Origin of the sequence: Marinobacter salsuginis (assembly GCF_009617755.1) — a bacterium.
Classification (GTDB): Bacteria; Pseudomonadota; Gammaproteobacteria; order Pseudomonadales; family Oleiphilaceae; genus Marinobacter; species Marinobacter salsuginis.
The window spans coordinates 2,192,384-2,213,893 of the sequence record NZ_BGZH01000001.1 but is presented as its reverse complement, the minus strand read 5'-3'; the positions used below and the strand labels follow the sequence as shown (position 1 = coordinate 2,213,893).

At 59.5% G+C, this 21,510-nt stretch carries 18 protein-coding genes; 8 read left to right on the top strand and 10 right to left on the bottom strand.

The genetic code is table 11. The annotated features are described in order from the left end of the window. The first annotated feature begins 158 nt into the window (after nt 1-158). The gene (gene nirD, locus GJU83_RS10030) at nt 159-527 is read left to right on the top strand and encodes a nitrite reductase small subunit NirD (protein ID WP_069182555.1); all 369 of its coding nucleotides are present in this window, start codon (nt 159-161) and stop codon (nt 525-527) included. A 125-nt stretch (nt 528-652) separates the two neighbouring features. Here nirD and GJU83_RS10025 read toward each other — a convergent pair whose 3' ends face one another. Together GJU83_RS10025 and GJU83_RS10020 are read right to left on the bottom strand one after the other, a co-directional pair. Continuing rightward, entirely contained in the window at nt 653-3,823 is a 3,171-nt protein-coding gene (locus tag GJU83_RS10025) for an efflux RND transporter permease subunit (protein ID WP_153634225.1), read from the bottom strand. Continuing rightward, entirely contained in the window at nt 3,823-4,899 is a 1,077-nt protein-coding gene (locus GJU83_RS10020; RefSeq protein ID WP_228715167.1) for an efflux RND transporter periplasmic adaptor subunit, read from the bottom strand. The genes GJU83_RS10025 and GJU83_RS10020 overlap by 1 nt, the downstream gene beginning before the upstream one ends. A 187-nt stretch (nt 4,900-5,086) precedes the next feature. Between GJU83_RS10020 and GJU83_RS10015 the strand changes: the two genes are divergently transcribed. Beyond that, the gene (locus tag GJU83_RS10015; protein ID WP_153634224.1) at nt 5,087-6,454 is read left to right on the top strand and encodes a WS/DGAT/MGAT family O-acyltransferase; all 1,368 of its coding nucleotides are present in this window, start codon (nt 5,087-5,089) and stop codon (nt 6,452-6,454) included. 9 nt (nt 6,455-6,463) lie between these two features. Here the strand turns inward: GJU83_RS10015 and GJU83_RS10010 are convergent, their stop codons facing one another. Together GJU83_RS10010 and GJU83_RS10005 are read right to left on the bottom strand one after the other, a co-directional pair. After that, nucleotides 6,464-6,871, bottom strand: coding sequence for an NINE protein (locus GJU83_RS10010; protein ID WP_069182551.1), 408 nt, complete (start codon nt 6,869-6,871; stop codon nt 6,464-6,466). Nucleotides 6,872-7,237: 366 nt separating this feature from the next. Next, nucleotides 7,238-8,344: a helix-turn-helix domain-containing protein gene (locus tag GJU83_RS10005; protein WP_153634223.1), complete on the bottom strand. Its 1,107-nt coding sequence runs from the start codon at nt 8,342-8,344 to the stop codon at nt 7,238-7,240. 225 nt (nt 8,345-8,569) lie between these two features. Here GJU83_RS10005 and GJU83_RS10000 point away from each other — a divergent pair, with 225 nt between their 5' ends. Then, complete coding sequence (locus GJU83_RS10000) at nt 8,570-9,475, top strand: metal-dependent hydrolase (protein ID WP_153634222.1); 906 nt, start codon at nt 8,570-8,572, stop codon at nt 9,473-9,475. 134 nt (nt 9,476-9,609) lie between these two features. Here the strand turns inward: GJU83_RS10000 and GJU83_RS09995 are convergent, their stop codons facing one another. The 3 genes from GJU83_RS09995 to GJU83_RS09985 form a co-directional block, all read right to left on the bottom strand. Beyond that, entirely contained in the window at nt 9,610-10,389 is a 780-nt protein-coding gene (locus GJU83_RS09995; RefSeq protein ID WP_153634221.1) for a class II glutamine amidotransferase, read from the bottom strand. A gap of 48 nt (nt 10,390-10,437) precedes the next feature. After that, nucleotides 10,438-11,538, bottom strand: coding sequence for a GGDEF domain-containing protein (locus tag GJU83_RS09990; protein ID WP_153634220.1), 1,101 nt, complete (start codon nt 11,536-11,538; stop codon nt 10,438-10,440). 106 nt (nt 11,539-11,644) lie between these two features. Beyond that, nucleotides 11,645-12,460, bottom strand: a complete 816-nt coding sequence (locus GJU83_RS09985) for an SDR family NAD(P)-dependent oxidoreductase (protein WP_136630424.1) — start codon at nt 12,458-12,460, stop codon at nt 11,645-11,647. A 205-nt stretch (nt 12,461-12,665) separates the two neighbouring features. Between GJU83_RS09985 and GJU83_RS09980 the strand changes: the two genes are divergently transcribed. After that, nucleotides 12,666-13,124: an NfeD family protein gene (locus GJU83_RS09980; RefSeq protein ID WP_153634219.1), complete on the top strand. Its 459-nt coding sequence runs from the start codon at nt 12,666-12,668 to the stop codon at nt 13,122-13,124. Between the two features lie 2 nt (nt 13,125-13,126). Next, on the top strand, nt 13,127-14,161 hold the full coding sequence (locus GJU83_RS09975) for an SPFH domain-containing protein (RefSeq protein WP_069182544.1): 1,035 nt from the start codon (nt 13,127-13,129) through the stop codon (nt 14,159-14,161). A gap of 14 nt (nt 14,162-14,175) precedes the next feature. Here GJU83_RS09975 and yfbR read toward each other — a convergent pair whose 3' ends face one another. Beyond that, nucleotides 14,176-14,769, bottom strand: a complete 594-nt coding sequence (gene yfbR, locus GJU83_RS09970; RefSeq protein ID WP_069182543.1) for a 5'-deoxynucleotidase — start codon at nt 14,767-14,769, stop codon at nt 14,176-14,178. A 106-nt stretch (nt 14,770-14,875) separates the two neighbouring features. On the opposite strand from yfbR, the gene GJU83_RS09965 reads away from it, so the two are divergent. After that, nucleotides 14,876-15,700, top strand: coding sequence for a substrate-binding periplasmic protein (locus GJU83_RS09965; protein WP_227514445.1), 825 nt, complete (start codon nt 14,876-14,878; stop codon nt 15,698-15,700). 2 nt (nt 15,701-15,702) lie between these two features. Here the strand turns inward: GJU83_RS09965 and GJU83_RS09960 are convergent, their stop codons facing one another. Together GJU83_RS09960 and GJU83_RS09955 are read right to left on the bottom strand one after the other, a co-directional pair. Further along, on the bottom strand, nt 15,703-18,528 hold the full coding sequence (locus GJU83_RS09960; RefSeq protein WP_153634433.1) for a DUF748 domain-containing protein: 2,826 nt from the start codon (nt 18,526-18,528) through the stop codon (nt 15,703-15,705). A gap of 79 nt (nt 18,529-18,607) precedes the next feature. Beyond that, complete coding sequence (locus tag GJU83_RS09955; protein WP_153634218.1) at nt 18,608-19,894, bottom strand: MHYT domain-containing protein; 1,287 nt, start codon at nt 19,892-19,894, stop codon at nt 18,608-18,610. Between the two features lie 233 nt (nt 19,895-20,127). On the opposite strand from GJU83_RS09955, the gene pdxH reads away from it, so the two are divergent. Together pdxH and GJU83_RS09945 are read left to right on the top strand one after the other, a co-directional pair. Next, nucleotides 20,128-20,763 carry a pyridoxamine 5'-phosphate oxidase gene (gene pdxH, locus GJU83_RS09950; protein WP_153634217.1) on the top strand — a complete coding sequence of 212 codons (636 nt, stop codon included), beginning with the start codon at nt 20,128-20,130 and terminating at the stop codon, nt 20,761-20,763. Further along, on the top strand, nt 20,732-21,490 hold the full coding sequence (locus GJU83_RS09945; protein WP_153634216.1) for a 4'-phosphopantetheinyl transferase family protein: 759 nt from the start codon (nt 20,732-20,734) through the stop codon (nt 21,488-21,490). Before pdxH ends, GJU83_RS09945 begins: the two co-directional genes overlap by 32 nt. The last annotated feature ends 20 nt before the right edge of the window (nt 21,491-21,510 follow it).

The following is a 21,510-nucleotide window of genomic DNA, read 5'->3' as shown; positions in this document are numbered from 1 at the left end:
GCCATGGGGATACTTTTCTTCTGGGAAAAACAACTCGCTTCGCTCAGACATCTTTTTCCCGCCAGAAAAGCACCTCCATACCACCTCGCTCGCCAAGCTTTGGTGGTATCGCATCAGAAAATCATTGAGATAAACGCGGAAGGATTAGGAGAAACACAATGAAACCACGCACTCGTTGGGAAGCAGTTTGCACGGTAAACGACCTGGTACCGGAATCCGGCGTTGCAGTCTGGACAGACGAAGGACCGGTCGCGGTGTTTTATCTTCCGCACCGGCTGCCCGCACTGTTTGCCATCAGTCACACGGACCCGTTCAGCGGCGCCAATGTGCTGGCCCGGGGGATTACCGGGGATCTGAAAGGGGAGCCGGTGGTGGCCTCGCCGCTATACAAACAACATTTCAGCCTGCGCACCGGTGTCTGTCTGGAAGACGATGCCGTAAGGGTCAAAACCTACCCTGTCCTGCTGGACGGCAACCAGATCCGCTTGGAGGTCCGGGCCAACCAGCGAGAATCCATCGCGGCCTGAGCCCTTAACAATGCCGGCGCGTGGTATGGGAGTTCTTTGTGCAGGGGAAAAGATGTCTGAGCGAAGCGAGTTGCTTTTCCCCGGAACAAAGACCTCCCATGGCGCGTGACGGCGCTACTCCCAGGTCAGACCTCCCCAGAACGGCGCAACCGCCATCGCTCGCGCCAGCCCAGAACGAAGATGGTCAGTGACGGCAGGAAGGTCACCGTTACGATGGCAGCCCCCAGCAGGCCGAACAGGACGATGGCGCCTACGCCCCGGTAGAGCTCGGTGCCTTCGCCGGGCAGGAACACCAGGGGCGAGAGGCCGCAGATGGTGGTGAGGGTGGTCATGGCGATGGGGCGCAGGCGGGTCTGTACGGCGCTGGTGACGGCCTGCACCACGGTAACGCCTTTCTGGCGCAGGTTCTGGCGGGCCTGGTCCACCACCAGGATCGGGTTGTTCACCACCGTGCCCATCAGGATCAGGAAGCCCAGCATGGTGATCATGTCGAAGGGCTGCCTCAGAGGCTGCAGGCCGAGCATGGGCAGCAGGCCACCCACCAGGTTCATCAGGGCCAGGCCCACGATGCCGCCAGCCACACCAAGTGGGATGGCGGTCATGATCAGCAGCGGGAAGCCCCAGTGGGCGAAGATGGCCACCAGCAGCAGGTAGACAATGGCGATGGCGATGATGAAATTGCCGGTCAGCGCTTCCCGCGTGGCGTTTAACTGGTCGCTGGCACCGGAGATATCGACGTCCACATTCGCCGGCAAGGCACCACTTTCGCGCATGGACTGAAGCAGTTCCGTGCGTACCCGTTCAACGCCGGCCTCAAGCGGCACATCGTCCGGGGGAATCACGTTCAGGGTCACGGTGCGGCGACCATCCACCCGGCGGACGGTGCTGGTATCCACGGTTTCCTCTATGGTGGCGAGGCTGGACAGGGGCAGGGTCGCGCCCTGGGGCGTGTGCACTATGATATCGGGCAGACTGTCCAGTGACGGATTGCGACCCTCGCTGCCATACACATAGATATCGATCTTTTCGTCGTCCAGAAAGAAGTCGTCCACGTAGCTGCCCTCGGTCAGGGAGGCCACGGTGAATCCAATGCCTTCGGCACCCAGGCCAAGCTCCGCTGCACGATCCCAGTCGGGCATGATCTGGATCAGCGGTTGTGCCAGAGACAGCGTGGAGGGCTGGCTCTGGATGCGGGGATGGTCGAAGATTTCCTCCGCCCGCTGGTAGGCGGCATTCGCGGCGCTGTATACCGAGACGAGGTCCGGGCCGGAGATGTCCAGGTTGATGCTGCGGGTGCCGCCGTCGTTGCTGGAAATGATGGAGCCCTTGGCCGCGAAGGCTCGCATGCCCGGGAACTGTTCATAGAACCGGGTGATCTCGTCCATCAGGGCTTCGATATGCCGCGGGTTCAGGGTCTCTGCAATGATCCGGATCCGGGTTGGCGTTACCTGCATATTGAGATAGGCCATGGGCGGCACGCTGGTCTCGCCGGCGGCATAGGCCTGGCCATCGGCGTTCACGTGGGGCAGGAAATAATCCTCTACCTGTCGGGCAATGGCTTCCATCTCCTGCAGGTTATAGCCGGGCGGCGCGGACATGGCCGCAAAGGTCTTGGGTTCCTCACCCTCCGGCAGGTATTCGGCGGGCGGAGTCAGCACGAAGATCACCCAGAGGCTGACACCCACGGTTGCCGCTATGACCAGAACACGACGCACCGCGCCATTCACCAGCCAGCGCACCGCCGCCATGGCGGCCCGACTCCAGCGACCCGAGGTCTCATTGCCGTATTCATCCGTTTGCATACCCCGGCGACCGAAATCCAGCCGGGCACAGAGGGTGGGTATGATGGTTATGGCCACCAGCATGGACGCCAGAATGGCGGCGGAGATCGCAATTGCCACGTCGGAATACAGCTGTCCGGCTTCTTCCTCGATGAACAGGATCGGCAGGAATACCAGGATGGTTGTGGTGGTGGACGCCAGCACCGCCGGCCAGACTTCCCGCACGCCCTTGAGGGCCGATTCGAAACGGTCCAGCCCCAGACGTCGGTGTCGCTCGATATTCTCCAGCACCACGATGCTGTTGTCGACGGTCATACCGATGGCAAAGGCGATGCCCGCCAGGGAAATCACGTTGATCGTACGACCGGTGATCAGCAGCCCGATAAACGCGGCAATGGCGCACAAAGGGATGCCCACCACACCCGCAAACGTCGCTCTACCTGATCGCAGAAACAGGAACATCACCAGGGTTGCGAAGGCGGCGCCAATGCCCAGGTTGGTCCAGACGTTGGCTACAGAGGCTTCCACATAACGGGCATCGTCTGCGGTCAGGCCCAGTCTCATGCCGGCCGGCTCAAGCACCTCCCGGTTGATCGCGGCCACTTCATCCATCATCGCGTGCTTGATATCGATGACGTTGGACCCACTCTCGCGACGAACCTGCAGGCCAATCACCCGCTGTCCGTTAACAACGGACAATTCCCGAATGCGTGAATGCCCCTGCCGAACCTCGGCAACCTCACCCAGGCGCACCACGCTGTCACCCTGCCTTCGAACCACCAGTTGCTCCAGGGATTCAACGTCATCAAAGCGCCCAACCGTGCGCAGGAGGTACCGGCGCTTGCCGGCATCAATCTCGCCACCGGAAATGTCCTGGTTGCGACTGACAATGGCATCACGCAGATCGAGCAAGCCCAGGCCCCGCTGGGCCAGGGCCGCTTCGTCCACAATAACCTGCATCTGCCGGTCGGCACCGCCGCCGACGGTGACCTCGGAAACACCCGGAACACTCTCCATCCTTGGCCGAACGCGGTCTTCAATAAAATCGCGCATCAGTTCGATATCCAGTTCCCTGGGGTTGCCCTCCAGGGTGGCGATGCGGAAATACATGAACGCGTTGGAGGAGAAGGACGCCGCCACGATGCGCGGCTCATCGACGTTTCTCGGATAATCCGGGACCTGGCTCAGGGCATTATTAATCTGGATCAGCGTCTCGGTGATATCGACGCCGAACGGGAACTCCAGCTCGATTTCGGCTGCACCGCTGGACGCGGTGGAGGTCATTCGACTGAGATTGGGAACATTGCGCAGGAAACGTTCCTGCTCGATCAGGATGTCTTTCTCGATGTCCTGGGGAGTGGCGCCGGGCCAACTGGTTTCCACCGTCACCGTGCGCACTTCCAGATCCGGAATCATCTGGACCGGAATTCGAAGTGCGGCGGCGGCCCCGAGGATGGCCACAATCAGGGCAATCACGGCGACCAATGTGCCGTGGCGGATTATGCCGGCAAACATCAGCGGCTCTCCCGTTCGGCAATGCGAACGCTGATGCCCTCGCTCAGGGACTCGTTGCCACGGACCACCACCCTCTGATCTGCCTCAAGGCCACTGGTGACCTCTACCCGGCCCTCAAAGGCGGTACCAAGACGCACCCGCTTTTCGCTCACGGTCCAGGTAGTTTCATCCTCCGGTTCGGCGATCCATACGGTGGTTCGCCCTTCGGGATACCGGTTGATGGCATCCCGTGAGACCGTCAGGCCACGCTCGCCGGTCGTCACGCGCAGAACTGCCTGTGACGACATGCCCGGTAGCAGCTTCACCGAATCGGGCTTTATCGCTCGGAGAAGAAAGGTTCTGGACCGGGGGTCATTGACCGGCACCAGAACGTCGATGGTTGCTCGGGTCAGCTCCTGCCCGTTCTGCACCAGAAGCCGGCTGTTGTCGTCGATACGTTTGTAGAAGGACTGGGGTACCCGGAAATCCAGACGCAGGTTGTCGGTATCAACCAGCGTCAGCAGCTGGTCACCCGGGGTAACCCATTCACCAATATCCCTGGAGCGTTGGCTGACCACACCGTCAAAGGGCGCTGTCACGCGATGGCGGTCGGCCCGGACTTCCACCTGTCGGCGGACAGCTTCCAGGCGTGCTAGCGCCGCCTCGCTGGCCGCCACCTCACTTTCCCGGGCACTGACTTCGGTAGCCGCAATATTGCGGCCCGCACCCACAGACCTGGCCTCACGCAGCCGGCGCTGCGCCTCATCAAGACGACTGCGTGCCTCTTCCTCATCGGCCCTCGCGGCCGCCAGCTCCCAGGTGACCATCTCATCGTCGAGCTCGACCAGCACATCGCCCCGGGAAACACGGTCCCCGGTTTCCACCCGAACCGCCTCCAGCAGGCCGGCCACTGCCGCCGACAAACCGGAGACCCGCAGGGCATTTACCGTGCCGTTCAGGGTCACTTCCTCGATGATATTTTCCGACGAGACGGTTTCCAGCTGGACACCTGGCAGGTCCTGGGCAGCGGTAGACAACGAAAACAGGCCGCACAGAAACAAGAGAACGCCATGCAGGCTCTTGATGAGAGTTCCCACGTCCTTTCTCCAAGATTCATTTTGATGGATGCAGTTACTAACCTTAGTTCATGGCTTACGTTGAAAAACCCCGTCCGGACCTTGGACACGGTTTGGCCCATCCGGGTGAGGGAATGCGAACCGGGGTCAATTCCGTTGCCAGCTATCTGAGCTACTATTGTGGCAACACCAATTACAAGGACGCCCCGTGAAACCTCTCAGCCCGACGGATCAGCTTTTTCTATGGCTGGAAAAGCGGCAGCAGCCCATGCATGTGGGCGGTCTTCAGCTGTTTTCTTTTCCCGAGGACGCACCGGATGACTACGTCGCCCAGCTCGCCGACCGGCTCAGGCAATTCACCAAAGTAACGCCGCCGTTCAACCAACGCCTGGATTACCGGTTCGGCCAGCCAGTCTGGGAGGAAGACGAGCATCTGGATCTGGAGCACCACTTTCGTTTCGAAGCGCTACCGACGCCGGGACGGGTAAGAGAGCTGTTGTCGTTTGTTTCGGCGGAACATTCCCACCTGATGGACCGGGAGCGACCACTGTGGGAGTTCCATCTGATTGAAGGGCTGGGGGAGCGCCAGTTTGCCGTCTATATCAAGGTACATCATGCCCTGGTGGACGGCGTATCGGCCATGCGGATGGTCACCCGGATGCTATGCCAGGATACCGGCGAACGGGACATGCCGCCGATCTGGGCCATGCCACCCCGCCCGTCCCGTGAAACGGAGGATGGTGGCCCCTCCCTGTGGCGCAGTGTCGGCCATCTACTGGGTGAATCCGGCAAACAACTGGGCACGGTGCCCACCGTGGCCCGGGAACTGCTTAGAACCATCAACAACGCCCGCAAGGACCCGGCCTACTCCTCCATCTTCCACGCACCCCGCTGCATCCTGAACCAGAAGATTACCGGCTCCCGGCGCTTCGCGGCGCAATCCTATGAACTCAGTCGGATAAAGGCGGTATGTAAAATCTACAGGACCACGGTGAATGACGTGGTGATGGCCATGTGTGCTACTGCGCTGCGCAGCTATCTGATGAACCGGGACGCGCTGCCGGAGAAACCGCTGATCGCTATGGTCCCGGTATCCCTGCGCCGGGATGACAGCTCAGGCGGTAACCAGGTGGGTGTGATCCTCGCTTCGCTGCACACCGATGTCACCAGCCCGGTCACCCGGCTGATGCAGATCCATGAGGATGTGAAAGCCGCCAAGGACCGCTACGCCCACATGTCCCCGGAAGAAATCATCAACTACACCGCCCTGACCCTGGCGCCGGCAGCGTTCCATCTGCTCACCGGCATGGCTCCGAAATGGCAGACCTTCAATGTGGTGATCTCCAACGTGCCTGGGCCACGGGAGACCTGCTACTGGAACGGCGCAACCCTGGACGGCATGTACCCGGTCTCCATCGCCATGGACCGCCTGGCCCTGAACATGACCCTGACCAGTTACGGCGACCAGGTAGAATTCGGCCTCATCGGCTGCCGCCGCACGCTACCCAGCCTGCAGCGGATGCTCGACTACCTGGAAGAAGCCCTGGTCGAACTGGAGACCGCCGCCGGCCTGTAAGCAGCTCGATCAGCCGAAGCGGCGCTCTTCGTTGCGGATGGAGATCTGGTTGTTCAGGGTCCAGAAGTCATACAGCACACCAATCAGGAACAGGCCGCCGGTCAACAGGTAGATGATGCCGGTAATCCACTTGCCCATGTACATCCGGTGAATCCCGAACACACCCAGGAAGGTCAGCAGGATCCAGCCGATGTTGTAACTGACTTCACCTTCCCGGAACCGCAGGTCCGCCTCCCGGTCCATGGCCGGGATCAGGAACAGGTCGATGATCCAGCCGATGAACAACAGCCCCAGGGTAAAGAACCAGATGGTGCCGGTAACGGGTTTGCCGTAGTAAAACCTGTGGGAACCAAGGAATCCGAAGATCCAGAGCAGGTAGCCGATCAGTTTGCTGTGAGTATCTGGCCTTTGGGTCATGTTCGTTTTCATCCTTTTGGGTTGGTGTCTGGTTTCAATTATGGCCCTAGCCTGGTTGATTTGGGGGCTGGCCGGGGGGAAGGAATTTTTTCCGTCGGGAAAAACAACTCGCTTCGCTCAGACATCTTTTTCCTGTCGGGAAAATATTCCTTCCCCCCGTCCATCCACACATTGTGGCATAGGAAAGAAAAGACAAATTAAGACAGTGCAATAAAAACGTGGACGGCATTCTCAACTGTCAGCAGGGCGTGGGGTGGGGCATTATTTTTTCGGGGAAAAAGATGTCTGAGCGAAGCGAGTTGTTTTTACCCGAAAAAATAATGCCCCACCCTGCGACCACGCTCCAAACTAAGAGGCCCGGAAAGATCAGGGACCAACCTCCGGAGCCGGATCCGGACCACCCTCACGAAACTCGCTGGCCGACTTGCCGGTCCACTTTCGGAAAGCCCGGCTGAAGTTGGACAGGTCCGCATAACCCAACTCATAGGCAATCTCGCTGACGGACTGGTTGGTATAGCGGAGTAACTGGATCGCCCGGTCTTTCAGAACCGACTCGAGGATTTCACGGTAGCTGGTATCGCGGTCGGCCAGCCGGCGTTTCAGGGTTCGGGACGAGACGCAGAAACGCTCGGCCATGGCTTCCAGGGACGGCAAGGGGCCGGGCATCATCCGGAGCATGTTCCGGATGGCCAGGACAATGTCACCCTGCTCTTTCAGGGCCTTCTGGAGCTCGAACTCACACTGATCTCGGGCCATGCGGGAGGCTTCGGCGTCGGCCAGGCGCATGCGCACTTCCAGAAGCTCCCGGGGGAACACCATCATTTCATCCGGCTGGCCGTATTCGAATCGGACCGGTAGCTGGTTCGCAAACTGCCGGTAGCAGAGCGGCTCCGGCGCGCTCAGGCGAACGGTGACGCCCGGGAGCTTGCCGTCTTCCAAAGGAAAGCCGTGTCTGGCAGCGTCTTCCCGGTCCAGGAGCTGTTCGGTCAGCAGGATCAGGGTGGCGCTCACGGTCTCGGCGAGAAACGGATAGAGGCCGGGCACTTCGAATTCGGTGCACAGCTTTACCAGCACCTGATCCCCTGCTTCGGACTGGCTCATACTGAGGAACGGCACCCGCAAATGCAGGTAACGGCGCACGGAATCCAGGGCATCGGCGAAGGTGGGGCTGGTGAGGGCCGCGAAGCCCAGGGTGCCGTGAATGGTCAGGCGCAGTTCGCGGGCCAGCATGAAACTGAGACCGTCCTGCCCGGCCAGGTTCACGGCCCGCTTGGCCATGATGATGGCATCGGTGACAAAGACCCGGCTGTCGTTGGACTTGAGATCGTCCGCGGAGAATTCGAGCCCTTCATAGAGTGACCGGTCGTTATACCCCAGTTGCCGGACGGTTTCGGCCAAGACCCGCAGGTAAGCGCCCGGCACCAGGAACAATCCCAGCATCTGCCGTTCTTTGTCCGGACCAGTTGGGCTCATTGGCATTCCTTATTATTGGGGTGGCTGAAGCACTTCAACTGACTCTATCAGATGCCTCTTGCCGCTACAGTGGGGCCCGGTACACCATGCTCGCCGTCAGCATGGCCAATCAAATCCCGGGCCGTGTCCCATCCTGATCGACTGGCGTCCCATTTGCGCATTCCTGCCCGACGTTGACTGCCCCACACTGGAGCCATGACATCAGCCAGAGTGAGGAGTACACACATGCTGAGCAACAAAACCGCAGAAAACAAAGCGGCTCCCGTTACCCGGGCCTCAAACACCCCGGACAACGTCACCATCATCGCCCAGCGCATGGGGTTCGAGTTTGGCGAGCAGGTACCCCGTTACTGGGTCGACAACAGCTACACCATCAGCCACATCATGAATGCGCTCTCGGTGCTGTTCCCCCAGGGCGAGCAGTTCTTTGTCGATTCGGTAAGGGCGTTCCGGGACAAGATCTCCGATCCCAAGCTCAAAGAGGAGATACGCGGGTTCATTGGCCAGGAGGCCATGCACTCCCTGGAGCACATTGCTATGAACCAGCACGTCCGAGACCAGGGCATGCCGGTGGAAGAGCTGGAAAAGCATCTGGAGGTGGTTCTGGGCATCGCCAAGAAACTGCCCAAACGGCATCAGCTGGCCATCACCTGTGCCCTGGAGCACCTGACCGCTATGATGGCCGGCATGCTGCTGGAACGTGACGATGTTCGCCAGGACATGGACGAGACCATGCGCCCGCTATGGGTTTGGCATGCAATCGAGGAAACGGAGCACAAGGCGGTAGCCTACGACGTATTCCAGGCAGCAGGCGGCACCTACGCCGAAAGAACCTTTTATCTCGCTTTCAGCACCGCCGCCCTGGGGGTGATGAGCACCTACTTCACCAGCCGGATGATGCTGAACGACCGCAAGAATTTCTCATTGAAAGACACGGCCTCAGGTCTCTGGCGCCTGTGGGGCCTGAACGGCACCTTCTCCAGCCTGATTCCCACATGGCTGGAGTATTTCAAGCCCGGTTTTCATCCCTGGGATCACGACAACAGCGACCTGATTGCCCGTTTCAAGGAAGAAATCCAGGCGCACATCGCACCGCAATACAAGAAAGGTAATCGCAGAACGCTTCAGTAGGCTTTGGAGTTACGCGGCAAGCGGGTGGGGGTGGCTTTTCTTCCGGGAAAAACAACTCGCTGCGCTCAGACATTTTTTCCCTGCAGAAAAGCCACCCCCACCCACTCACTCGCTTGATCCGACTATGCGCAAGGCTATGCTGTTGCCACGCCAGAGCGAATAACCTCGCCCTTCCGCCAAAGCCGCCATTCACCTGGCTGGTAAACATCCCACTTTTCATCTGTGGTCAGAGGTTCAGTAACGATCACGCTGACGATGTCATTGGGCGTCGTTTCCGATTCGAAATCCACCGTTACATCGGCGTCTTTCAGACGTGCAGGACCAAACGGGGCTCTCCGGGTGATGCTGGCCATTTTGGTGGTGCAGTAAGTGAACAGCCAATCACCGTTACTCAGTAGGAGGTTGAAAACGCCCTGGCTGGCGTAGGCGACGGACAACCGGACCAGGCGGTCGATGATTTCATCGGTTCCGGTATTGCGATCGCAGTGCGTTCGAAGGTGGTTAAGAATATCGCAGAACAGCGCCTCGCTGTCGGTGGTTCCGACCGGCTCGTAGAAGCCGGGATTCGAACGGAAACCGGAGAGCTGGCCGTTATGGGCGAAGACCCAGTAGCGGCCCCAGAGTTCGCGCATGAACGGATGTGTATTGGCCAGGCAGATGTCGCCAACGTTGGCCTGGCGGATGTGGCAGATGGCTACTTCGCTTTTGATCGGGTGGGTCTGGACCACTTCGGCGATTCGGGAACTGGCGCTGGCATCGGCGTCGTGGAAGGCACGGACGCCTTTGCCCTCGTAGAAGGCCACACCCCAACCGTCCTTGTGGGGGCCGGTCTGGCCGCCGCGGCGGGTGAGGCCGGTGAAGCTGAAACACAGGTCAGTGGGCGTATTGGCGCTCATGGCCAGCAGTTCACACATGGGTCAGGTCAATCTTGCAGGGAAATGATTGCCCCAAGAATACCGCAATCAGCTCGCTTCGACAGTCAGAATCTCAAGCTGGCGGGGGTTATGGCCGGCGCCGACCACCCGATTTCGACCGGCCCGCTTGCCACTGTACAGCCAGCGGTCCGCAACCCGGAGCAGACCTTCGGCTTCCCGGCCGTGTTCTGGCCACTGGGCAACCCCGAAGGAGGCGGTCACCCGGATACGGGCATCACCATAGGGCAAATCGCGTTCAGCAATCCGCTGGCGCAGCTCATCCATCAGGACAAACGCATCCGCCGGCTTCACATCCCGCAGAATCAGGCCGAACTCCTCGCCACCGAGGCGGCCGACGAAGTCCGTGTTTCTCAGGCGCTCGGTCAGGCATCGGCTGATGTTTTTGAGAACATAGTCTCCGGCCTCGTGGCCCAGGGTGTCGTTCACAAGCTTGAAGTGGTCAATGTCCATGACCACGAGAGCAAAACCGGCTCCGCTGCGATCACACTCGGCGATGGTCCGATTCAATGTGCCCTGGAAGTTGCTGCGATTGGCGAGGCCCGTCAGCGCATCAGTCTGGGCCATATCCACCAGGCGCTGCTCGGCCTCTTCGCGGCGGCCCTCATACAGGTGAATGAAGGCCAGCATCAGGGCACCGCACAACACCATGTTGAGCAGATCGATCATCGCGTGGGGGCTGCCGACCTGGCCAAGGTGGATGTAGTAGATGACGCCGCCGACGATCATGAAGGGCGCGCTGAGAATCATGCCTTCTTTCTTGCCGAGCAGCAGGTAGGCAAGAACCGGCATCATCAGCACCCAGACGAAAGCGGACACCGAGGCTTCTGGCAGCAGCATTATCACGAGGAAAAATGCGAACAGAGGCACCAGATAGGCATAAACCCATTGCTGCAGGTGGGGCGTGGATTTCAGGCGCCAGACGCCGAAAAACAGCAATGCGCTGGCACAGAGTTCACCAATGCCCACCCAGAGGAAACCATTGAGAATCTGCAGGCATGCGAAAACCACCAGTGCCGAGCCAGTGATCAGAAAAAGCAGCCGCATCAACGAGCGGCGATGGCTGTCCCGCAGACCTGAGCGGCTCTGTTCCAGTGTGGCCCCCAGGTCGGAATGGTGAGGCGTATTCATGCTGACTCTTCCTTGGATCAGCTTACGAGTATAGCCCCGAAACACTGTTTGTAAAATGTACAGAAGGCCCGGTTCTTCACGGGCCCCTGACACTCAGCCGCACGCATCAGACATACAGGTTCTTGCGAGAGAAGCGTTCCACCAAAGGCTGATAAGCGGAACCCAGCAGACGGTTGATGGCGTCGATACCCCAGGCGTCCGGGCCTACCAGGATGCGGGACTCGTTCTTGAGGATGCCTTTCACAATGGTCTCCGCCGCTTTCTCGGGCGTGGTCATGGCGAGCTTGTCGAAACCCTTGCGCTGGGCGACGGCATTCTCGGACTTGCCCATACGCGCGGCATTGGCAATGTTGGTGCGGATTCCACCGGGGTGCACACAACTCACCGCCACCGGCTGGTTTTCCAGCTTCATTTCCTGCCTGAGGGCTTCGGTGAATCCGCGTACCGCAAACTTGGCGGCGTTGTAGGCGCTCTGTTTGGGCACGCCGATCAGGCCGAACACGCTGGACACATTCACCACATGGCCATCGCCCGAGGCAATCAGATGTGGCAGGAAGGCACGGGTGCCGTGGGCAACACCCCAGAAGTCAATGTCCATGACCCATTTGAAGTCCTCGTCGGTCATCTCACGCACCGTTGCAGACAGTGCCACGCCCGCGTTGTTGATGACCAGATTGACCTGACCAAAGTCTTTTGCAACCTCCTCGGCATGGGCAAAGATGGCATCCCGATCCGAGACATCCAGCCGGTAGGTCTTCACGTCGGCATTCCCGAGCGCTTCCGCCGTTTCCGCCAGGCCGGCCTCATTGACGTCAGACAACGCCAGCCGGCAGCCCCGGTCCGCCAGGGACTTGGCGAGCGCGCGCCCGATACCCGAGCCGGCACCGGTAACAACGGCAACTTTGTTCTTCAGATTCTTCATGGTCACGGACCTCTTGTTGTTTGCTCTGGCAATTAAAGCAGATACTCTAACAATTGCCTGTCCGGGGGATATGGCTTTAGTGAACCAGGCCACATGGCACTCCGGCCACCCTCTGACGCGGCATCCGGTTTCCGGTACAATCCGATGCCGACGGCCGGTGTGCGACACCGAGCCTCCCCCTTCCCCGAACCTGTGGATTTTCTTTATGGAATGGAGTCTTACGCATTTCTGGCTGATCCTGGCGCTGGTGCTGAGCCTGGCTGAACTGGCCTCGGGTGTTCTGTTACTTCTGGCCCTGGGCATTGCCGCGGCGCTGACCGCCTTGCTGGCTTTTCTGGGCGTACCATTTGAGTGGCAGCTCGCCGGCATGGGGGTGTTCTCGGGAATCCTGGTGCCTGTCGCCATTCGCTGGATACGACCACGCTTCTCTCCCAGAGGCGTGGCCTATGGCACGACCGGCACCGGCGTGGAGCAAGGCCGGCGTTACCAGACCCAGAAACGGGATTTCGATGGTGCCACGGGCATCAAGGTCAACGGCGATTTCTATCGCCTGCGGGTCACTGACACCGGAGAAACCGACCTTCCGGAAGGAACCGACGTCATTTTCAAACAGTTTGACGGCACGACCGCCGTTGTTGAGACGATCACACACAAGGAACAGTAAGCATGGAACAGTATCTTTCACCCGGGCTGATCATCAGCCTGATCCTGGTCGCTATTGGCATCTTCATCATTGCCAAGGGACTGGTCATCGTTCGCCAATCCGAAGTCATGGTCATTGAGCGGCTGGGTTCTTTTAATCGCATTCTTGAAAGTGGCGTGAACATCATCATCCCCTTCATCGAGCGGCCACGCCCAATCACCATGATTCGCTACGTCCGCATGGGCGAAGACTACCATCCGGTGATTAGCGATGAGGTCCGGATTGACCGCCGGGAAACGGTTATGGACTTCCCTGGACAGCCGGTGGTGACCACCGACAACGTCACGGTGAAGATCAATGGCGCCCTGTATTACCAGATCATTGACCCGCGCCGGGCCGTTTACGAAGTTGCCAACATGAGCCAGGCGGTGGAGGTTCTGGCCAAAACTACCCTGCGCTCGGTGGTGGGCAAGATGGAGCTGGACAAGCTGTTTGAATCCCGCAGCGAGGTGAACAACGCCATCCAAGCCGAGATGGAAGAGGCCGCTTCCAAGTGGGGCGTCAAGCTTACCCGGGTGGAAGTCCAGGACATCAGCATGCCGGAAGAAGTGGAAGAAGCCATGCGGTTGCAGATGGCGGCCGAGCGCAAGCGCCGGGCCACAGTCACCGAAGCCGAGGGGGAAAAGTCGGCGGCTATCGCCATGGCACAGGGCCAGCGCGAATCCGCCATTCTGAATGCCCAGGGCGACAAGGAGTCGGCCATTCTCCGGGCCCAGGGTGAGCAGGAGTCCATCCGTCTGGTACTCAGCGCCATGGGCGACTCTGAAGAGAACAAGCAGACGGTTATTGGCTACCTTCTGGGCCAGAGCTATATCAAGGTTCTGCCCAATATGGCGAAAGAGGGCGAGCGGGTGTTCGTACCCTACGAATCCTCAGCGCTGCTCGGCTCCATGGGCATGTTCCGCGAACTGGCCGGCAGCCCCGAGGACACGGTTCGCCAGCATCTGCAGTGCGATGGCCTGCGCGGCGGGATGGTCGGCGCGGCTGGCAACAGCTAAGCCCCGAGAACCCGTCAACCCAGGAGATTGTCCAGGGGTTGGTCGTAACTGGGGGCGAATACCTTCAGGAAATAGGCAACCTCTGGCAATCCGTCTTCTTCCAGACGGTTGCGAATCTGTTGGGCGGCCGGCTCGAACTCTTTGTTGCCGGCCCGGATCTCCGCCTGGCACTTGAGCCACGCCGACAGCCTGTCGGCGGCCTTGATCAGTTCCCGGTCTTCTGCCGGTAGCCGAGACTCCCGAACATAAGGTGAAAAATCCTCTCGCAGGTCCTCTGGCAACAACGCCAACAGTTCCGCCTCTGCCTTATGCTCAATGTCCCCGAATGCCTCTCGCATCACCTTTGAATGGTATTTCACCGGTGTCGGCATATCACCGGTAATCACCTCCGTCGCATCATGGTACAGCGCGGCCGCGGCAATACGGTCGGCGTTCACCTGGCCACCGAAATGCCGGTTGCGGATCATGGCAAGCGCATGGGCCAGGGTTGCCACCTCCCAGGAATGGGTGGCCACGTTTTCCTCAATGGCATTGCGCATCAGCCCCCAACGTTTGATCCATCGCAAGCGGGAGACATAGGCGAAAAAATGGCTGGCAATGTTACCCATCACTCACAGACCTGTTTTGCGTTAGTTCATAATCTTTTGCTTCAGGTGCACAAAATCCCCGTGCTATTCTGAATACGTACTCAATTGTTACATAACCGGGAATATTGTGTCCGCTCGACCCCATATACGGAGACTACTGGCCATCCTTGCTGCCGCCATTACGCTGGCAGCGGGGTTGGTTCATGCAAACGAAACCGAAATCACTGTGGGCGTTTACCACTTTCCTCCGATTGCCAATGTTGACGACAACGGGCAAGCCACAGGCCTGCTGGGCGATCTGCTTCAGGAACTCGAATACGCCCACCCAACGGTCTCCTTCCGGGTCTTTCATACCTCGCCCAAGCGCCGCTATCTGGATTTTGATGCCGGTCTCTATGACGTCATCTTCTTTGAAAGCCCCGACTGGGGCTGGACTCAGAAAGAGGTAGACATTACCCGCCCAATCCTGGCTGACGAAGAACTGTACGTTGCTCTCAAAAAGGACGGCAGAGATTCCTCATTCTTCGATGATCTGAACAAGCGATCCATCGTCGCTATTTCCGGCTATCACTACGGTTTTACCGGGTACGAAACCGACAAGTCCGTGCTGGAGCAGAAATTCGACATCGAATTTTCCGACAGCCACAGCCGCAACATAAATCTGATAAAGGCCGATCGGCCTTCCGTTGCGGAAGTTGCGATTGTCAGTCACTCCTACCTGCAGCGGCACCTGGCCAGGCATCCGGAAGACTGGGACAAACTGCTGATATCGAGTGAACCGGACCAGCGCTACCAGCTCAGGATCATTGCCCGGAAGGGCGGCGCCGCCAGTGCAGACCAGATGCTCGAACTGTTGGCGCCACTGGTGGACAATGGCCGATACCGGCAACTCGTCGAAAACTGGGGGCTCCAGTTACCAGCGGGCTTTCTGACCAGCTTCGAGGCACCCTGAGGTCAACGCACATCCAGGTTAAAGGCGACGATCACGTTACCTTCGCCACCCACTTCGGCATTACGGGCCGGATCGAGCAGGAATAGCTGATCAGCCGGTACTCCGTGCGTTTGCTGCAGGACATTCCGCAAGGTTACCCCTCGTGAGGAGGCCAGGTTACTCAATGCTTCCGGCGCCAGTGACCGCTCACCGGCCAGATAGGCTTCCCGGGCCTCCTGCCACTCTTCCTCGGACAGTTCCTGTTCACCACCAGCGGTCAGATCGTCCCGCAACAGCGCAAGTCCGTCAGCCTGGGGCTCAACATTACCCCGAATATTCAGCAACAGGTCCGGGCGTTCCAGCAAGGCGTCCGCCAACGCCGCCAGCTTTTCGGCCTCACCCTCGGCCAGCTGGATACTGCCGGGAACAAAGCTCACCTTGCTCAACTCTTCCCCGCTCAACCCGGCCAGCTCCGCAATCGAACCAAGCATACTGAACGGTGACGCCGCGGCCTTCGCCAACAGATTTACGAATGCCCGCATCACCACCTTGCCGACACTGAAGTCCGGGTCGGACAGGTCGCCGCTGATCGGCAGGTCCACTTCAATAACCCCTTTGCTGTCCCTGAGCAGGGCCAGACCCAGTTTGACCGGCGCATTGACGGCGTCGTCGCTGGCTATGGCGGAGCCCAGTTCCAGCCGATCCATCACCACCAGGTTGGAGGCATCGATTCGTGAGCCGGCAATCTCGTAATCCAGGTTAAGATTCAGCTTGCCACTGTCCACGCCGTAGCCCAGGTATCGCCCGAAATACGGCGACAGCGCCGGTAGCGACAGATCCTGCATGATCAACCGGAGATCGCTGACATCCTCGGTGCCGAGGGTCCCAATGGTGCCTTCAAAATCGAGGTCCGCCACGCCGCCGACCCGGCCCCTTATGGATACCTTGCCCTGCTGCGGGGAAATGTTGCTCAATCCGGTTACGCTGCCATTCAGCTCACCAAACGATGTGGTGAAGGCGGGATCCAGCGTACGATCGGTGTAGGCCAGCTCACCGTTCTCAAGCATCAGCTGTCCAATGCGGAAAATGAATTCGGGCTCGGAGTCGCCGGTTCCCTCTGCGGCCTCCGGGGCCGGTTCTTGTTCCCCGGCGGAACCGGCCCCCTTGGCAATGCGCTCCACGTTATGGACGCTGTCGGTATTGCGGACAATGTTGATCCTCGGCTGGGCCAGGGTCACGGTGCCGATTTCCAACCGGGCAGGGTGGACGTTGTATTCAATCGGCGCCAGGCGCAACGTTTGCCATGACACCAGCGATCCGGAACTGTCAGGCAGTTTCAGGTCCAGGCCGGCCACTTCCGCAGTTCCGCTGAAGGTGCCGGTGAGCGGGTCCTGTTGGCCATCGAGGTCCAGATTGCCATCGAGGCCCAGAGTACCGTTGGTTATGGCGAGGTTGGCGCCCTCCTGCACGTATGGCTCGAAGGCCGCCAGCGCGACACCGCTCCCGGATATGGCCGCTTCCAGGGTAAATGGCGCGGGCGTAACCTGGCCATTCAGCGACAACTGCCCACCACTGGCCAGGGTTCCCCGGGCTTCGTAAGTAACCGGTTCCTCCAGCTCGTGACTTATCCGCCCTACCGAAACCGAGAGTTGCTCAAGAGCAATTTCAGCCGCCGTCTCCGGCTGACTGTCCTGCCAGAAAACCCGACCGTCGGAGAGCGCCAGGCCCGCGACTGACCAGCGGAACGGCTGCCCGGCAGACGATGCGTCGTCTGCGCTTTCAGCCTCTCCCTGTTCGGAGGCCAGCGGCGCCAACCAGTCGATTTCCCCCGCTGCACTGCGCGCCAGGGCGAGATCGAGCTTGTCCAGGGACACCTGGCCGATACGGACCTCCCTCCGGTTGAGGTCGAAACCGATGGCATCCACCGACAGCAGGGCGTTCGTCAGCCTGGCCTGATCACTCTGCTCATCCAGGGCGACGGCAAGATTCTCGAGTTTCAGCTGACCGTTGGTCGTTTCCAGGTAAAAGGCGTCTCCGGCCTGGATTTCATAGTCCGAGCTGAGAGTAACGCTGCCGCCACGCAGGTCGTAGGGGAAAAACGGCGCCAGAAAGTGCGCCAGGGTTTCATAGCCCACCGCCGACACTTTGAGGGTACCGTTGGAATAGAATGGCGCGACACTCAGATCCCCTTGCCACTCGACCGTCTGGCTACCCAAAGCCGCCAGCAGGGAGTAATCGCTGTCCTGCCCTTCCCGTTGCCAGGTGGCGAGGTCGTTCAGTGTCAGATCCAGCGCGGTAATCCGAAACTCTGCCATTTCCTGCTTGGTGAAGTCCCGGAACAGCATTTCGCCGCCGTTCAGCGCAATTTGACCAAAATAGAGCCTGGGTGGGCCGGTTTCCTCGGCTTGCGCGGACGGGCGCTCGTCCTGAACGGCCTTCGGATTGGCCGCCTGCCAGTCCCTGGCAAAATTAACGCTGTAATCCTCCAGGAGGTCTACCCGAACGTAAGGCTCGTCCAGCTGAATACCTTCAAAACCGGCAATTCCGCGAATCAGCTGGAAAAAATTCATGTCCACCATGAGCCGGTCAAAGCCAACCACCTGCTCGCCATCCGCATCGGCCGCAGACAGTCCCAGAGCTTCTACCCGAAGGGTAAAGGGATTGGTACGGATATCGGTGATTTCTGCCTGCCAGCCCATGCGCTGGTCCAGCTGCTCTGGCACCAGCCGCTCCAGCCACCAGGGAAGCAGCAGGAACCCTGCCAGGGTGTACAGAATCAGAAGTGCCAGGAATCCGATCAACAGATTCCTGGGCATGCGACTGCTTTTACGGCTCTGGGCCACAGACATCTCCTTATAACCGGCGGATTCCCGGGGCAATCTTGCCCACCTGCCTGTCCACAAGGATAGTCGGCCTTGTGCCAGTTTGTCAGCTCTGGAGCTTATGACCCGGTAACACCAGCTCCGGGTCCGTGACCATGTTGGAAAACTGGCCAATCTCTTCGGGGTCTCTTGGTACCATGGCAGCGCGGACCAGCTTGCGCGTGGAATTTCCGGTTGCCAGGTAAGCAGACTGGCCGACACGCCAGGTAACCGGCATAGCCGGAGTACCAATACGCTCGTTGATCTGGCGGAGCCGTTTGTACATGAACGCGTGCTGGCTGTCCTCATGATCGGGCACCAGAGCAAAGAAGGCGCTGGCTGAATACCGGGCCAAATAGACCGGGTCCGACATCTGGTCCAGCAGCGCCGCACTGATTTCCTTGACCACCGTATTCAGCGATTCCTCACCCATGCCGCTGGAAAGCTCCCGGAAGTTGGCAATATCCAGATAAATCAGGGCAAACGGGTTACCGCCGGCGTTGTCCCGGGCAAGGATATCCAGCAGTCGTTCCTCCAGTGCTGAACGGTTGGGTAGGCCAGTAACCGTGTCTACAAAAGCCAGCTCTGCCACTCGCTGATCTTCTTCGGCTTTGCGCACTGCAACGTCACGCTGATGTTTCACATCCAGGACAGTGACCACCAACGCGACAGCAAGCAGCGCAATGCAGAAAACGGCCAGCGGGATGCCCATCCAGTCCCCGCGCAGGCCGTTATCCACTGCAGGAACAGCACCTTCAGGAAAAGTCATCGCCATCATGCCGGTGTAGTGCATGCCACAGATTGCCGCAGCCATAGCCAGTGCAGCCACAAACTGAATGGCCAGGGATCCTGCTCCGTCCATGTCCTGCAACTTGCGGCACAGGGCAAGCGCGGCACCGGAAGCGACGACAGCAATCAAGATGGAAACGGCAAGAAACCCGATATTGAATGCTGGCGGTGCCGACATTCGCATCGCGTACATTCCCAGGTAATGCATGACAACAATGCCGCCGGCCATGAAGAGCGTCGCACCAGCAAACAGAGGCGCTCCCAATCGCTCCCGCCCAATAATATGCAGGGCAATGCCGGAGGCAACCACAGCCGCGAGCCACGAAACCGCCGTCATCAGGACATCGAACGTCATGGCGACATCCATCGGCATAGCACGCATTCCGACAAAGTGCATGGTCCAGACGCCGGTTCCCATCAACACGGCTCCAGCGGCCAGCCATTTTCGACGCTCGCCGTCTTTGGCGTTGGTCAACCTGGCGCCGAAGAACAGGGCAGCGTATGCAGCCAGCACAGCGACCAGAAAGGAAGCAGCCACAAGGGGCAAATCGTATTCGGACATCATCTCGTTCGACCTTTTATTGGTGTGTTTGAACGGGTCAGATTTCCCGGTTGCTCAATGCTGACCTACATCAACGTCAGGTTAGATACGGGCTAAGTGTGAATTGGGTCTCATTTTATTGTTGGCTTTATGTAACCGTCTCCGACATAAGCATCGCTGACAGACAGGCCTGAACCCGATATGCTTCGGAATCGTATTTATCCCGGGCCAGTAAAACTCGAATGAGAGGGAGCATTATGGATATCGGCGATATGCGTCGTGATTTCGAGAGTGAAGGGCTGGATCGCGATGCGCTGGACAGTAATCCGGTCAAGCAGTTCCAGGTCTGGTTTGAAGATGCCCGGGAGGCAGGCATTCTCGAGCCCAACGCCATGTCGCTGGCGACCACAGGTCAGGATGGCATGCCGGACCTGCGCACGGTCTTGCTGAAATACTTCGACGACGAGGGTTTTGTCTTCTACACCAACTACGGCAGCCGGAAGGCGCGGGAAATGGAAGAGAACCCCCAGGCAGCCCTGCTATTTCCCTGGATCGGACTGAATCGTCAGGTACGGATCCAGGGCGCCGTTGAGAAGGTAAGCAAGGCAGAATCCCTGCGCTACTTTGCATCACGCCCCCGGGGCAGTCAGATTGGCGCCTGGGTATCCGAACAGAGCAAGGCCATCACGTCCCGAGGGCTGCTCGAACAGAAGGTGGCCGAAATCAAACGCAAATTCAGTGACGGCGAAGTGCCCCTCCCAAGTTTCTGGGGTGGTTATCGCATTGTCCCCGACCGTATCGAGTTCTGGCAGGGCCGGCCCAGCCGGCTCCATGACCGCTTTGAATATGTGAGGGACGGCGATGGCTGGCTCATCCAACGACTTCAGCCCTGATAACCGCCCATCTGTCTGGCTTTGCCACCAGACAGATGGGCCCGAGATCGCCCACCCGGCCTGGCTGACCGACTATGAACGCGAGACCGTAGGCAAATTCAGTGGTCCCCGGGAGCGGGAATACCTGTCCAGTCGCTGGCTTATTCGCCAGGCCATTGGCAAATCCGCCATGGTTCCGCCCAACCATTGCTGCCCGGTGGCCGGCCGCCCTAACGCTTCCGGTACGCCCGAAGGCTGGCGGTTGTCTCTCAGCCATAGCCAGGGCCTCTCCGCCTGCGCCACTCGGGCAGACTCAGCCATCGGGCTGGATCTCGAGCCCTGCCAGCGCCATGCCCAGTGGCAGAAAGTGGTCAAACGCTGGTTCTCCCCGGTCGAACAGGAATGGCTGTTCCGGGAAGACGACTCGAATACCTTCCTCAAGGTCTGGACCCTCAAAGAAGCCTGGCTGAAGGCAACCGGGCGCGGCATTGCCGGCAACCTCCAGACCCTGGAGGTGCGCAAGAATTTCGAGATCTACGGCGACCAGCCGGAACAGGACTGGCAAGCCGCCTGCTGCTACATTGAGGGCTACCTGGTAACCGTGGTGTTTCGGGGAAGCCGGCCGGTATGGCCGGAAATTACCTTGCTTGAACCGCCGCCCCACGATTTCTCACTGGTGGATGCGGAACCCATCGAGGCCTCCTGGGAGCCACTGTTCCAGCGCACTATCCGTTGCAAAACCCCGTGATTCGGGCCAGACACAGATAA

Coding starts and splice junctions, on each gene's coding strand:
- GJU83_RS10005 (WP_153634223.1), bottom strand. CDS start 8,344: ATGAGCCCAACTGGTCCGGACAAAGAACGGCAGATGCTGGGATTGTTC.
- GJU83_RS10025 (WP_153634225.1), bottom strand. CDS start 3,823: ATGTTTGCCGGCATAATCCGCCACGGCACATTGGTCGCCGTGATTGCC.
- GJU83_RS09945 (WP_153634216.1), top strand. CDS start 20,732: ATGGCTGGCTCATCCAACGACTTCAGCCCTGATAACCGCCCATCTGTC.
- GJU83_RS09960 (WP_153634433.1), bottom strand. CDS start 18,528: ATGTCTGTGGCCCAGAGCCGTAAAAGCAGTCGCATGCCCAGGAATCTG.
- GJU83_RS09955 (WP_153634218.1), bottom strand. CDS start 19,894: ATGATGTCCGAATACGATTTGCCCCTTGTGGCTGCTTCCTTTCTGGTC.
- pdxH (WP_153634217.1), top strand. CDS start 20,128: ATGGATATCGGCGATATGCGTCGTGATTTCGAGAGTGAAGGGCTGGAT.
- nirD (WP_069182555.1), top strand. CDS start 159: ATGAAACCACGCACTCGTTGGGAAGCAGTTTGCACGGTAAACGACCTG.
- GJU83_RS09995 (WP_153634221.1), bottom strand. CDS start 10,389: ATGTGTGAACTGCTGGCCATGAGCGCCAATACGCCCACTGACCTGTGT.
- GJU83_RS10010 (WP_069182551.1), bottom strand. CDS start 6,871: ATGACCCAAAGGCCAGATACTCACAGCAAACTGATCGGCTACCTGCTC.
- GJU83_RS09975 (WP_069182544.1), top strand. CDS start 13,127: ATGGAACAGTATCTTTCACCCGGGCTGATCATCAGCCTGATCCTGGTC.
- yfbR (WP_069182543.1), bottom strand. CDS start 14,769: ATGGGTAACATTGCCAGCCATTTTTTCGCCTATGTCTCCCGCTTGCGA.
- GJU83_RS09990 (WP_153634220.1), bottom strand. CDS start 11,538: ATGAATACGCCTCACCATTCCGACCTGGGGGCCACACTGGAACAGAGC.
- GJU83_RS09985 (WP_136630424.1), bottom strand. CDS start 12,460: ATGAAGAATCTGAAGAACAAAGTTGCCGTTGTTACCGGTGCCGGCTCG.
- GJU83_RS09980 (WP_153634219.1), top strand. CDS start 12,666: ATGGAATGGAGTCTTACGCATTTCTGGCTGATCCTGGCGCTGGTGCTG.
- GJU83_RS10000 (WP_153634222.1), top strand. CDS start 8,570: ATGCTGAGCAACAAAACCGCAGAAAACAAAGCGGCTCCCGTTACCCGG.